This is a genomic window from Nocardiopsis sp. iso_25 (genome assembly GCF_056173305.1).
On the sequence record NZ_CM149667.1, the window covers coordinates 656,573 to 670,493 of the forward strand.

Genomic DNA, 13,921 nt, shown 5'->3' on the forward strand with positions numbered 1-13,921 from the left:
CTCCGCAGAATCATGCCAAAGTTCCTCAAAAGTACATAACTCCTGCTCAAAACGGGTGACGCGGCCCTCTTCCCGGGACCGGAGGGGGCCGAAACGGGCGTGGCGCGCCCGCGAGGTCTCTAGTCTGCTGAGTTGTGGGACTCAACCAGTGGACGGACAACCACGCGGACGACGGACGCGGCGCCGACGGGCGGCCGACGCCACGGCACGGCCGCGCCTCTCTGCTGCGCCTGGCCGCCTGGTTCGAGGAGGCCGACCCGGACCGCGCCGACGCCCTCGCCGCCGCCTCGTACGCCCTCCACCCGGCGCTCCACCTGGAGGGGAGGGTGGACGAGGGTGTCGCCGCCACCACCAGTTGGTGGCAGGCCGACGCCGACCGCAGCACCGTCACCGAGCACCCGGGCGCCCGGCCGCCCGAGCCGGTGAGCGACCACCGCGCCCAGCAGGCGCGCCTGCGCGACGCCGCCGAGTCCTCCGCCCACTGGCGCCGCGCCGGTGCCGCGCAGATCCGCTCCCTGCTCACCGAGCCCACGGGCCGCCGCGCCCGCCTGGACCTGTCCGGCGCCGGGATGGAGGTCCTGATGGAGCTCCTCACCGCGGCCCTGGGCTCCGGCGACGCCAGCAGGCGCCCCACCTCCGCCGGGGACCTGGAGTTCGCACTGCGCCTGCACGTCGTCGCCGCGCCGGGCGCCGACGTCACCATCCGGGGCGAGGGCGGGGAGCTGACCCTGGAGGGCCTGCGCCTGCTGGTGACCCCCTACGAGCAGCACGGCCCCGGTGACCTCGAACCGCTCCCCGGGGAGCCGGAGGAGGGCGGGGCGGACCCCCTCGCCGTCGGCGCCCCCGAGGGGGAGGACCCCTCCGCCGCTTCCCGGGCCCACGCTGACCCCGACGCCTCCGCGAGCCCGGGCGCTCCTGCTGCCCCTTCCACCTCTCGGCCCCCGGGCGCCTCCGAGGACTCGGAGTTCCCGGACGGCGCCGCTGACACCGAGGCATCGACGGTTCCCTCGGCCCCGACGGACACGGAGGGCCCCGAGGCCCCGGCCGCCCCGTCCGCACCCGACATCCCTGAGGCCCCCTTCGACCCTCGGCTTCCCGTCACACCCGGAAGCGCGGAGTCCCCGGACGACCCACTGGCCCCCGCCGACTCCGCCGACTCCGCCGCCACCGTGAGCCCGGACGCCCTTGGCGGCACCCAGTCCTCGGCCGCCCCGTCTGTTTCCGACGGCCCTGAGGCGCTCTTCGACCCTCGGGTTCCCGTCGCATCCGGGAGTGCCGAGTCCTCAGACGATCCGCTGGGCCCCGCCGTCTCCGGACACCCTGCCGCCCCGGACCGCTCGACCAGCCCGGAAGCTCCTGCTGGCGCCGAGGCCCCGACGGCTTCCTCCGTTCCGCCAGGTCCCGAGGGCCCCGAGGGCCCGTCCGTTTCCGACGGCCCTGAGGCGCTCTTCGACCCTCGGGTTCCCGTCGCATCCGAGAGTGCCGAGTCCTCAGACGATCCGCTGGGCCCCGCCGTCTCCGGATACCCCGCCGCCGCGGACCGCTCGGCGGGCCCGGGCACCCCGTCCGCGCCCCGCAACCCCTTCGCCCAGCCCGCCTCCGAGGACCCGAAGGCCCCACCGTCCCCGGCCGCACCCCGTACCCCCCGGACACCGGCAGGGTCGACGGAACCCCTCTCCCCCCAGTCCCCGGCGGTCCCGCCCTACTCCGCGCACCCCCGCGCCCCGTCCGTCCCGGAGATCCCCGGGACGCCCACCGCCCCGTCCTACGCGGACATCCTGGGGATTCCGGCCCCCTCAGCGCCCCCGCGGCCCTCCCCGGACCCCGACTCGGCGCCCCGCCCCGAGGACACCGAACCCACCGGTAGCCTCCCTGGACCGGACCCGCGTCCCACCGGTCCGGACGACCTGTCCGCGAACCCGCCCGAGAAGCGATCGTGGGAGTGATGGAGACGGACACCTACAGCGAGGACGCCGCGCTCATCGGCGAACGCCAGGCCGCGGCCCGCGCCCTCCTGGCCCACCCCCTGCTCACCGAGCGCACCCACCCCGCCGAGTTCGCCCTCGTGCGCTCCCACACCGAGTGGCTCGTCCAACGGTTCCAACGCGTGCTCGGCTACCGCCTGACCGTCGCCGAGGACCACGCCCGGCTGGTCAAACGCGGCCTCGTCACCGAGGTCGCGCGCCCCCTCGCACGCGGGACCGGCGCCCCCTTCACCCCGCGCACGCACACCTACCTGGCGCTGTCCCTGGCCGTCCTGGTCGAGGAGCACGGCCCCACCACCGTCCGCGGCCTGGCCGCGCGGGTCCGCTCCGCCGCGCACGAGGCCGGGGTCGACGCCGACCCCGCGCGCGGCCTCGCCGAGCGCCGCGCCTTCTGCGCCGCCCTGCTCCACCTGGTCTCGCTCGGCGCCCTCACCGAGGACTTCGGCGCCATCGCCGACCACCGTGAGGACCCCTCCGCCGACGCGGAGCTGATCCCGCACACGCAGGTCCTGCGCTCGGTCGCCGTCCACCTGCCCCGTGCCTCCGACGACCCCGACTCCTTCCTCGCCGCCGCACGCGACACCGACCCCGAGGGCGACCACCAGGGCGAGACCGCCCTGCGCAGGCTCCTCGCCGAGACCGCCGTCGTCTACCGCGAGGAGCTCCCCGACCGCCAGCGCGACCGCCTCGCCGCACACCAGTGGCGGGCCGCCGCGGCGCTCGGCAACCTCCTGGGCTGCGACACCGAGGTCCGCGCCGAGGGCGTCGCCCTCGTGATGCCCGACGAGGCGGGCGCCCGCCCGGTCTTCCCCTCCGACGACCCCGTCGGACAGGTCGCCCTGGCACTGGTCCGCCACCTCTCCGGCCGCCTGCACCCCGGCCGCCCCGCCACCTCCGCCCCGGTTCCGGAGGAGGAGATGAACACCGCGCTGGAGGCCCTCTGCGGCGACGACGCGCCCGCGCGGGCCGAGTGGGCCCGCACCGCGGGACCCGAGATCCCCGACCCCGGACGGCTCCGCGAGCGGGTCCTGGTCCTGCTGGCCGACCTCGGACTGCTGCGGGGCGCCCCCGGGCGGTGGCGGCTCACCGCCGCGGCCGCCCGCTACGGGGCCGAAACGGACATCCGCGTCCCCCCGATCCAGGACAATGACGAAGACAGCCGGACACACCCCGATCCGGTGCGCGCCCCCGGCGACGACGAGGGTGGACCCGACGCCCCCGACGCTCCCGCCGACCCCCGCGGCGACCTGGGCCGGGTGGCGTCCGTGCTGCAAGCGGTGGCGAACGAGAAGGTGAGCGCGACCAGTGGTGACTCAGGAGACCAGCCAGGCCCCGGAAGCGGCGGCGACGGGTCCGGCTGATTCCGCCGGTACCGGCGCCTCCGACGGCGTCCCCCGCTACCGGCTCGAACGCGCGGGCATCCGCAACGTCTGGCAGTACGACGACCACGTCATGGACTTCGCGGAGGGGCGGCTGCTGCTGCGCGGCCGCAACGGCGCGGGCAAGTCCAAGGCGCTGGAGATGCTGCTCCCCTTCCTGCTCGACGGCGACGTGCGCCGCCTGGACACCACGGGCACCAACCGCACCAGCCTGCGCTGGCTCATGGCCGAGGACACGCGGCCCGGCCGCCTCCACGGAGCCGGGGAGGACGGCCCCGACCTGCTCGGCGGCCCCGGCGCGGAGGGCGAACCCGCCGACGGCCCGCACGGCGCCGACGCCCCCGGCGGCCCCGCCGGGGAGGAGTCCGGCCCCGCCACCCGGCTCGGCTACCTGTGGGTGGAGTTCACCACCGAGCGCGGCGACCGCGGACTCGACGCCGCGGCCCGCTCCGGAACCGGCCGGGGGGCCTCCGCGCTGCTCTCCGGTACCGGCGCCAGCAGCGCCTCCGCCCTCCTCGCCGCCAGCGCGGCGGCCAGCGCCGCCGAGTCCGACGCGGCGGCGCGCGAACCCGAACCCGATCCCCGCGACCCCGACGCCCCGCCCAGCCACCTGACCCTGGGCGCCGCCGTCATGGCGGTCGGCGACTCCGACCCGCGGTGCGTGTTCTTCGTCACCGACCGCCGGGTCGGCCACGACCTCGAACTCGTCACCGACGGCCGCCCCAAGCCCGTCGACCGCCTCCGCTCGGAGATCGGCGCCGACAACTGCTTCACCAGCCCCGTCCCCTACCGGGCCCGCGTGATGCACGACCTGTTCGGCATCGACGACTCCGTCCGCTACCGCAACCTCATCCACCTGCTCTACCGGCTGCGCCGCCCCACCATCGGCGACCGCCTGGAGGCCGGTGAACTCGTCGGCGTCCTGTCCGAGGCGCTGCCGCCCATGGACGAGACCATCCTGGACGAGGTCGCCCGCAACATCGCCGACCTGGAGCGGGCCCGCTCCGACAAGGACGCCCTCACCGAGGCCGGGGCGGGCGTCACCGCCTTCCTGGAGGACTACCGGGGCTACCTCGTCCACACTCTGCGCGCCCGGGCCGCCGAGGTGCGCGAGCAGATCGACGCCGCCGCGGACCGCACCGAGGAGACCGAGCGGCTGCGCGCCGAACTCGACGGCCTCATCACGGCGGAGAGCCAGATCTCCGAGGAACGCGACCAGGCCCGCCGCACCCGCGACACCGCCCGGTCCGACGACACGACCCTCGCCGCCGCCCAGGGCGGCGCCGCCACCGCCACGGACGGCGAGCGCCGCGCCTACGACGCCGCCGTGGGCGCCTACATCCGCGCGGCCGAGGCCGCCTGGGTGGCCGCCGAGCACGCCGAACGGGTCGAACACCACACCGTCGAGCGCATCGGCGAGGACACCGCCACGATCGAGCGCGCGCTCGACGTCCTGCGCCAGACCCACGCCGAGGCCGCGCGCGCCGCCTCCGCAGCGGGCATGGACCCCGGAGTCCTCGGCACCGTCCCCGACCCGGTCGCCGCCGTCCACGCCCCCCGCGAGAGCACCACCCGGGTCGACCTGCGCGGACTCGAACAGGCCGTCGAACGCGAACCCGTCGAGGGCGTTGACCTGGACGGCCTTCGCGAACGCCTGGGCCGCCTCCACGACCGCCTCACCGGAGCCGCCGACCGCGCCGCCGACCGCGCCGACCTGGCCGCCCGCCTGACCGGGCTCACCGCCGCCGAGGCCGCTGCCGACCGCCGCCTCGTCGCGCTGACCAGCGAGGCCGAGTCCGCCGACGCCGTGCTCGAACGCGCCCACCAGCGCGAGCAGGACGCCGTCGGCCTCGTACGGCGCCAGAGCGCCGCCTACGCCGAGGGCGTGCGGGAGTGGTCCGCCCGGCTGCGCGACTCCAGCCACGCGCACGCCCTGGGCGGGGCCATCCACGAGCTGGAGGGCAGCGTCGAACTGCCCATCGACGACGCGCTGCGCGTCCTGGACCCCGCGGTCCCCGGCAGGGTGGCCCGCCTGGCGCACGCCGCCGTGGACCCCCTCCTGGAGGAACTGCGCGCACGCCGCGACGTGGCCGTCGGGGAGGAGGGCCAGCTCTCCGGCGAACTCGCGGAACTGGCGGACCGGCGCACCAAGAACGCCGAGCACGCCCCCGAGCGCCCCGGATGGGCCACCTACCCGCGCCCTGAGGGGGACGGCCTCCCCCTCTACCTGGCCGTCGACTTCGCGGACGGGCTCAGCACGCGCGAGCAGGCCGGCCTGGAGGCCGCCCTGGAGGCCAGCGGACTGCTGGCGGGCTGGGTCCGCGCCGACGGGGCCCTGCACGACCCGACCACGCGCGACCTCATGGTCTCCCCGGTGCCGGTCCCCGCGCTGTCGCGCCCCGTCCGCGGCCGGACGCTGCTCGACGTGCTCGTCCCGGCCGCCGGTCCCACCGCCGGCCGCGGCGTCGCCCCCGACACCCTGCGCGCCCTGCTCTCCTCCATCTCCCTGGACTCCGAGGCGGAGCGGGCCCGCGACCCCGAGGACGCCGAGGCCGAACCCCGCCACCGCAAGGACAGCCCCGGAGCCGTCGCCCTCTCCAGCGCCATGTCCCTCTCCGGCGGCTGGCGCCTGGGAGTGGCCTCCGGCGCCCACTACAAGAGCGAACCCGAGTACATCGGCGAGGCCGCCCGCAAACGGGCCCGCGACCGCACCACCGCCAACACCGACCGGCGCATGGCGATCGCCGAGGCCCTGCTCGCCGAGGCGGGCGAGCGCCGCTGGGCCGTCGAGCACTCCTACGCCGAACTCCTGGAGGTCTCCCGCGACCTGCCCGACGCCGCGCCCCTGATCCGCGCCTGGGCCGCCCTGGAGACCGCCCGGGACGACGTGGCCGCCGCGCGCCGCGCCCACGACGTGGCCCGCGACGCGGCCGAGGACTGCCGGGCCGAACTGCTCGACGTCCGCGAGAGCCTGCGCCGCGCCTCCGCGGTGGAGGGCACCCAGGAGGGCGGACCCGCCGCGGGGGAGAGGGACCTGCCCACCGCGCGCGCCGACCTGGACAGCGCCCTGCGCGCCCTGGACCACCTGCGCGTCCTCATCGCCTCCGCGCTGCGCGACCTGGACGTCCTGGCCTGGGAGCTCGCCGACCACGAGCACCACGTCGCCGCCTGGCGGGCCGTCCGGGCCGACCGGGTGCTGGCCGAGGACGCCAGAGCCGCGGCGATCGACGACATGATCACCGTCCGCCGCCAGATCGAACTCGGGGACCGGGCGCGGGGCGTGGCCGACGAACAGCTCGACGCCGCACGCGAGCAGGTCGGGGCCAGAGCCGAGGAGGCCGCCCAGCGGCTGCCCGAACTCGAACGCGACGCCCAGCGCGCCCGGGACGAACGGGTCAGCGCCGAGGCGCGCCTGGCCGCGGCCACGCGCCAGCGCGCCGAGCAGGTGAGCCGCGCGCTCGCGGCCGGGGACGGCCTGGTCGCCTCGGTCAGCGGGACCGACGAGTCCGGGGCCGAGGCACCCGACGCCGTGCTGCTGCGCGCCGCGGGACTGGGCGCGTGCGCCGAGGACGACGCACCCCTGGCCGCCTACCTGGCCGCCCGCGCCGAGACCGCGCCCCCCGGGCCCGACGCCCGCCTCGCCCTGCTGGAGGCCTTCGTCATCGCGATGGAGGAGGGCCTGGCCGCCCCGGAGGGCGACGAGGAGGCGGACGCGCCCCGGGTCGACGACAGCACGGTCCTGGCCAGCCGCGAGGACCTGGACCGGGTGCTCGCCTCGGCGGGCTGGGCGCAGGTCCGCACCGAGATGAGCGAACCCCGGGGCGTCAAGCGCCTCACGGTCCACGACGAGGACGGCGCGCACGACGTCACCGCCTACGCCGAACGGATCGCCGCCGCGGTCGCCGGGGCCGAGGAGAGCGTCGCGATCGCGGAGGAGGAGGCCTTCGAACGGCACCTGCTCGGGGAGCTGGCCGGCCACCTGGCACGCCAGGTCGAGGAGGCCAGGGCCCTCATCGCCACCATGAACCACGTCCTCAAGGACGTCACCACCTCGGCCGGTCTGGGCGTGCGCCTGGACTGGCGGCTGGCCCCCGACGCCGGCGCGGACATCGAGGCGGTCGTGCCGCTCCTGGCCACCCCGGCCCGGGAGCGGACCCGCGTGCAGACGACCCGGCTGCGCGACGCGCTCCGGCGCTGCATCGAGGCCATCCGCCGCCTGGACCCCACCGCCACGGGGGGCGCGCAGCTGCGCGCGGCCCTGGACTACCGGTCCTGGTTCACCTTCACCGTGTACGTGACCGACGGCGCGGGCGACGAGCGGCGCCTGGGGCACCGCACGGCGCTCAGCCAGGGCGAGCAGCGCGTGGTGGCCTACCTGGTGCTGTTCGCGGCCGCCGCCGCGCACTTCGACGCCCTGGCGGCCCGCGCGCCGTGGGCGCCGAGGCTGATCCTGCTCGACGACGCCTTCGCCAAGGTCGACGAGCCCACGCACGGGCGCCTGCTGGGCCTGCTGGTCGAACTGGACCTGGACTTCGTCCTGACCTCGGAACGGGTGTGGGGCTGCTTCGCCAGCGTCCCCAGCCTCAACATCTACGAGTGCCTGCGGGACCCGAACGTGCCCGGGATCGCCACCCTGCACTTCACGTGGGACGGCAGCAGGAGGCGCCTGGTGGGGGTGTAGGGGAGACCGAGGCGGGGGAGGAGGCCAGTCGGCCCCTCCCGCGACGGAGACCGGCGTTCGGCGAGTGCTTCCTCCCGTCCTGTCCTAGTCTGCTTGTGCGGAGACGACACGTGAACGGGGTGACGTAGTGACTCGGGTACCCGAGACGTTCGAGGGTGGGACGGCGCTCCTGGACGCTCTGGCGCGCTCCGGGCTGCCCCGGGAGGTCAGCTCCTGGGTCGGCGCCGCCCTGTGGGGCGAGGACGCCCTGGAGGCCCGCCTGAGGGGCGAGCGCGTCCCCGAGCCGGAGCCCGTCGCCGAGCCGCCCGCGGGCAGGGTCCGGCGGACCTACCTCACCGGGATCAGGGTCCAGGGCTTCCGGGGCATCGGCCGCCCCGCCGAGCTCGCCTTCGACGCGGGTCCCGGGCTCACCGTGATCGTCGGGCGCAACGGCTCGGGCAAGTCCAGCTTCGCCGAGGCCGCCGAGGCCGCCCTCACCGGACGCAACCCCCGGTGGGACGCCATGCCCACCGGCTGGCGCGACGGCTGGCGCAACCTCCACTACGACGAGCGCACCGAGGCGACCGTGGACGTGCGCGTCGCCGGGGACGAGGGCTCCACCCGCATCAGCCGCAGGTGGACGGGCGAGAGCGTCCGCTCCGCGCGCGGCGAGGTCGTCCGCCCCGACGGCGAGGTCTCCCCCCTCCGGACCATGGACTGGGGCGACAACCTCGTGCGCTACCGCCCCTTCCTGTCCTACGACGAACTCGGCCGCACGGTCACCGGGCGCTCGGCCGAGCTGTACGACACGCTCACCGGCCTGCTCGGGCTCAGCGGCCTGACGGAGGCCGAGCGCCGCCTGGCCAAGGTGTGCGACGGGCTCGCCAAGCGCCGCGACCGGCCCTCGCGGGAGCTGCGGTACCTGCTCGACGCGCTCCGGGCCTCCGACGACCCCAGGGCCGCCCAGGCCGTCCAGCTCCTCACCGCCTCCTACTTCGACATGGACGCCCTGCGCAGGCTCGCCTCCGACACCGGGCCCAGCGACCCCGAGCTGCACACGGTCCTGCGCCGCCTGCGGCGGCTGGCCGTGCCCGAGCGGGCGCTGATGTCCGACGTGGTCAACGAGCTGCGGGGCGCGTCCATGGAGCTGGCCATGGCCGCGGGCAGCAAGGGCGACCGCGCGCACGGGGTGGTCAGGCTCCTGGAACAGGCGCTCGAACACCACCAGCGCCACCCCTCCGAGACCGAGTGCCCCACGTGCTCCTCGCCGCTGGGCGCCGACTGGACGCGCCGGGCCAACGCCCAGCTGCGCGCCCTCAAGCCGCAGGCGGCCGTGGTCTCGGCCGCCTACGAGCGCGCCGACGCGGCCAGGGACCAGGCCCGCTTCCTGATGTCCCCGGCGCCGGGCTGGCTGCCACCGGAGAGCGAACTGGGCCAGGTGTGGTCGCTGTGGGAGTCCGGCGCGGACATCGAGGATCTGGCCGAGCTGGCCGAGCACGTCGAAGCGGTCGGCCGCAGGCTGCGGGCGGCCGCGGTGAGCGCCCGCCGGGACGCGAGCGAGCGGCTGGAGGACCCGACCGGCGGCTGGTCGGAGCTGGCCGAGCAGCTCTCGGGGTGGCTGGACGACGCCCAGGACGCCCTCACCGCGCGCGAGGTCCTCAACGGGGCCGAGGCCGCGCTGAACTGGCTGTCGGAGCAGGCGAGGATCCTGCGCGAGGAGCGGCTGGGGCCGGTCGCCGCGCAGGCCGAACAGGTCTGGTACCGGCTGCGCCAGGAGCGGCACATCGACCTCCAGGGCATGCGGCTGATCGGCCGGGGCGCCCGGCGCCGGGTCGAGGTGGACGTGTCGGTCGACGGCGTCGGGGACCAGACCAGCGCGCCCGGGCTCCTGAGCCAGGGCGAGTTCCAGGCGCTGGCGCTGTCCATCTGCCTGCCGCGCACCCTGGTGGAGGGCAACCCCTTCGGCTTCCTGGTCCTGGACGACCCGGTCCAGGCGATGGACACCGAGACCGTGGAGGGCCTGTCCGCGGTGCTGGCGGAGGTGGGCAGGCACCGGCAGCTGATCGTGTTCACCCACGACACACGCCTGTCCGACGCCCTGCGCAGACTGGGCCTGCCCGCCGACATCCGCAGGATCAACCGGGACGCGATGTCCAACGTGTGGGTCGAGGCGCTCTGAGTCACAGTCGGGGCGCCGGAACCGCTGTGAGCAGGGGTTTCGGCGCCCGGGTGCGGCCCGGAGGCGTTCGATTTGGCAGACCACCCCCGAATCCCTGTATAGTCATGACCAGCGCAAGGGGGCAACGCCCCCGGGGCGGACGAGAGAAAGCCCCACCAGCGCGCCCCTTTAGCTCAGTCGGCAGAGCGTCTCCATGGTAAGGAGAAGGTCTACGGTTCGATTCCGTAAAGGGGCTCCACCACTTGACGGGGTACGGTCCACTCAGGTGGGTGGCCGGAGGGAGCATCCGCCGGCCTGCACCGGGTCGCAGCCCTGGTAGGGTTGTGGTCCCGTTGATCGGGGCGGGGTAGCTCAGTCGGTAGAGCAAGCGGCTCATAATCGCTGTGTCGTCGGTTCAAGTCCGGCCCCCGCTACCAACCCGCTGACCCCTGAGCCCACATCTCAGGGGTCGTCGCGGGCGCTTACTACTGTTTCCAGCGAGAAAGGCACTCCGAAGTGGCTGCCACCGACGTGAGGCCGAAGATCACCCTGGCCTGCCAGGAGTGCAATCACCGGAACTACATCACCCGCAAGAACCGTCGGAACACCCCCGACCGTCTCGCGATCAAGAAGTTCTGCCCGAACTGCCGCAAGCACAACGAGCACCGCGAGACCCGTTAGGTCCCGCGCGAGCGTCCCTGTCGAGCGCGATCGTCTCCGCCGCGACGTCGCAGAGGCAGTTCTCGAAGGCTTCCAGCCCGGTGAGCGATCCGCTCACCGGGCTGTTCGCGTGTCCGGGCCCCTTCACGACAGGAGAGAGCGTGGCGATCAACCCTGACTACCTCGGCCGGGAGTACCCCGCGCCGGAGGCCTACGAGGTCACCCGGGGCAAGATCCGTGAGTTCGCCGAGGCGGTCAACGACCCCAACCCGGTCTACACCGACCAGGCCTCGGCCCGGGCGGCCGGACACCCCGACGTGGTCGCCCCGCCCACCTTCCCGGTCATCCTGGGGATGGCGGGCTCGGCCCAGGCCATCGCCGACCCCGACCTCGGCCTGGACTTCTCCCGGGTCGTGCACGGCGACCAGAGCTTCCGCTACAGCCGTCCGCTGTGCGCCGGTGACGTCCTGAGCAGCGTCACCCGCATCACGGCCATCCGGGCCCTGGGCGGCAATGAGCTGCTCACACTGGAGACCGCGGCACACGACGCCGACGGCGAGCACGTGGTCACCGCCACGATGATGCTGGTCGCGCGAGGAGGAGAGGCATGAGCAGGCTGCGCCACGCCGACGTCGAGGTCGGCACCGAGCTCCCCGAGCGCACCTTCCCGGTCCGCCGCCTGGACCTGGTCCGCTACGCGGGCGCCTCGGGCGACTTCAACCCGATCCACTGGAACGAGCGCTTCGCCAAGTCGGTGGGGCTGCCCGACGTCATCGCGCACGGCATGTTCACCATGGCCGAGGCCGCGCGGGTGCTCACCGACTGGGCGGGCGACCCCGGCTGCGTCGTCGACTACTCGGTGCGCTTCTCCGCGCCCGTGGTCGTCCCCGACGACGACGAGGGCGCCGAGATCACCGTCGGCGGCAAGGTCAAGACCAAGAACGACGACGGCACCGTCACGGTGCTGCTGACCGCGCGGTCGGGCGGCGCCAAGGTCCTGGTGCAGTCCAAGGCCACCGTGCGCCTGGCGAGGTAGACGTGACCGCACTCTCCGAGTACACCACCCTGCGCCTGGGCGGCCCGGCGCGGACCTTCCTGGTCGCGGGCACCACCGACGAGCTGGTCGCCGCCGTGGCCCGCGCCGACGCCGCCGGCGAGCCCGTCCTCGTCCTGGGCGGGGGCAGCAACCTCGTGGTCTCCGACGACGGCTTCCCCGGGACCGTGGTCCTCGTGGACTCCAGGGGAGTCTCCTTCGAGGAGGCGGGCACCGACGAGGAGGGCGAACCGGTCGTGCTGCTGCGCGCCGAGGCGGGCGTGGAGTGGGACCCGCTGGTGGAGCGCGTCGTGGCCGAGGGCCTCAGCGGGCTGGAGTTCCTGTCGGGCATCCCCGGCCGGGTCGGCTCCACGCCCATCCAGAACGTGGGCGCCTACGGCCAGGACGTCAGCCAGACCATCCGCGAGGTGCTCGTCCACGACCGGCGCACCGGTGAGCGGCGCCGGATGACCAACGCCGAGTGCGGCTTCAGCTACCGGGACAGCGTCTTCAAGGGCGACGACCGCCACGTGGTGTGCGAGGTGGTCTTCGCGCTGCGCCGCTCCGAGCTCAGCCGTCCGATCGCCTACGCCGAGGTGGCCCGCACTCTGGGTGCCGAGGCGGGCGCCCGGGTGCCGCTGGAGCGGGCGCGGGAGACCGTCCTCGGGCTGCGCAGGGGCAAGGGCATGGTCCTGGACCCCGCCGACCCCGACACCCGCAGCGCCGGGTCCTTCTTCACCAACCCGGTGGTCACCGCCGAGGAGTTCGCGGCCGTGCGCGAACGGGCGGCCGCCCGCCTGGGCGCCGACGCGCAGGTGCCCGGGCACCCCGACGCGCGGGGGGACGTCAAGCTCTCCGCGGCCTGGCTGATCGACCGCGCCGGGTTCACCAAGGGGTACGGCGACGGTCCCGCGCGCATCTCCGGCAAGCACAGCCTCGCCCTGACCAACCCCGGCGGCGCCACCACGAAGGACCTGCTGGAGCTGGCCCGCGAGGTGCGGGCGGGCGTGGAGGAGGCCTTCGGGGTCCGCCTGGTCAACGAGCCGGTGATGGTCGGCGTCTCCCTCTGAACCGGTGCCCCGCGCTCCGGTCCCAGCCGCGCCCAATTTCGGAGTTGGGCGCGGCCAACTTGTTTTTCAGGGCGGGCTGATAAAACAATTCAGTAAAGCCATGAATTGCATTACCCTTCTGTTCTGCCATAAAGTCGGAGGCGTCGAAGGGGAGTAGTCCCCAATGCGTGCGATCGACACACTGGCCGCCCCGCGGCCCGGTCGTACGAGCCCGGCCAGGCCAGACAAGCCGAGCCAGGAGCGGACGAGACCTTTGACCCGGAAAAGACCGGGTTGAAGTGGTGTCCGCCTCCTTCTGCCCAGACAACGTCGGACGGAAGGGGAGGCATGACGGGGTTCGCCGCCGGACTGGCATTCAGCGCCTTCGCCATCTTCATCGCCGAAATGGGCGACAAGACCCAACTCGTGGCCATGTCCCTGGCCACCCGCTACCGGGCCCTCACGGTCATCCTCGGCATCACCGCGGCCACCGCGGTCGTGCACGCGGGCAGCGTCCTGCTGGCCGAGGTCCTGGGCGCGACGCTGCCCACCGACTGGCTCACCCTCGCCGCCGGTGTCGCGTTCCTGTTCTTCGGCGCGTGGACCCTGCGCGGCGACGAGATGAGCGACAAGGACGAGGCCCGCGCCGCCTCCCGGCGCATCCGCTCCGCGTTCGCGACCGTCTTCGTCGTCTTCCTCGTCGCCGAACTCGGCGACAAGACCATGCTCGCCACGATCACCGTCGGCACCCAGCACCACTGGCTGCCCGTGTGGATCGGCTCCACCGTGGGCATGGTCGCGGCCGACGCCATCGCCATCGCGCTGGGCGCCGTGCTCGGCAAGAAGCTGCCCGAGCGCGCCATCCAGATCGGCGCGGCCACCCTGTTCTTCGTCGCGGGCGCCGCCATGCTGGGCCAGGGCGCCTGGATGCTCCTAGCCTGAGCCCTGAGCCCTGAGCCCTGAGCCCTGAGCCCTGAGCCCTGAGCCCTGAGCCCTG

The 13,921-nt window shown here is 74.7% G+C and carries 9 protein-coding genes and 2 tRNA genes; all 11 read left to right on the plus strand.

Annotated elements, in window-relative coordinates:
- The first annotated feature begins 134 nt into the window (after window positions 1–134).
- A complete protein-coding gene (locus tag AC0VX6_RS03040) occupies window positions 135–1,946 on the plus strand; it encodes a DUF2397 family protein (RefSeq protein ID WP_475467346.1) in 1,812 nt (603 codons plus the stop codon).
- Window positions 1,946–3,346: a TIGR02678 family protein gene (locus tag AC0VX6_RS03045; RefSeq protein ID WP_475469247.1), complete on the plus strand. Its 1,401-nt coding sequence runs from the start codon at window positions 1,946–1,948 to the stop codon at window positions 3,344–3,346. Before AC0VX6_RS03040 ends, AC0VX6_RS03045 begins: the two co-directional genes overlap by 1 nt.
- Window positions 3,291–8,045 carry a TIGR02680 family protein gene (locus AC0VX6_RS03050; RefSeq protein ID WP_475467347.1) on the plus strand — a complete coding sequence of 1,585 codons (4,755 nt, stop codon included), beginning with the start codon at window positions 3,291–3,293 and terminating at the stop codon, window positions 8,043–8,045. Before AC0VX6_RS03045 ends, AC0VX6_RS03050 begins: the two co-directional genes overlap by 56 nt.
- Before the next feature lie 127 nt (window positions 8,046–8,172).
- Window positions 8,173–10,203 (plus strand): AAA family ATPase, encoded by a 2,031-nt coding sequence (locus AC0VX6_RS03055; RefSeq protein WP_274976127.1) that lies wholly within the window; start codon window positions 8,173–8,175, stop codon window positions 10,201–10,203.
- 162 nt (window positions 10,204–10,365) lie between these two features.
- A tRNA-Thr gene (locus AC0VX6_RS03060) sits at window positions 10,366–10,441 on the plus strand.
- A gap of 102 nt (window positions 10,442–10,543) precedes the next feature.
- Window positions 10,544–10,619 (plus strand) — tRNA-Met (locus AC0VX6_RS03065).
- A 79-nt stretch (window positions 10,620–10,698) separates the two neighbouring features.
- Complete coding sequence (gene rpmG / locus AC0VX6_RS03070; RefSeq protein ID WP_013156089.1) at window positions 10,699–10,863, plus strand: 50S ribosomal protein L33; 165 nt, start codon at window positions 10,699–10,701, stop codon at window positions 10,861–10,863.
- A 140-nt stretch (window positions 10,864–11,003) separates the two neighbouring features.
- Window positions 11,004–11,453, plus strand: a complete 450-nt coding sequence (locus AC0VX6_RS03075) for a MaoC family dehydratase N-terminal domain-containing protein (RefSeq protein WP_274976128.1) — start codon at window positions 11,004–11,006, stop codon at window positions 11,451–11,453.
- Complete coding sequence (locus tag AC0VX6_RS03080) at window positions 11,450–11,878, plus strand: MaoC family dehydratase (RefSeq protein WP_097636072.1); 429 nt, start codon at window positions 11,450–11,452, stop codon at window positions 11,876–11,878. The genes AC0VX6_RS03075 and AC0VX6_RS03080 overlap by 4 nt, the downstream gene beginning before the upstream one ends.
- Window positions 11,879–11,880: 2 nt before the next feature.
- Window positions 11,881–12,945: a UDP-N-acetylmuramate dehydrogenase gene (locus AC0VX6_RS03085; protein ID WP_274976129.1), complete on the plus strand. Its 1,065-nt coding sequence runs from the start codon at window positions 11,881–11,883 to the stop codon at window positions 12,943–12,945.
- Between the two features lie 327 nt (window positions 12,946–13,272).
- Window positions 13,273–13,866, plus strand: a complete 594-nt coding sequence (locus tag AC0VX6_RS03090) for a TMEM165/GDT1 family protein (protein ID WP_212641604.1) — start codon at window positions 13,273–13,275, stop codon at window positions 13,864–13,866.
- The last annotated feature ends 55 nt before the right edge of the window (window positions 13,867–13,921 follow it).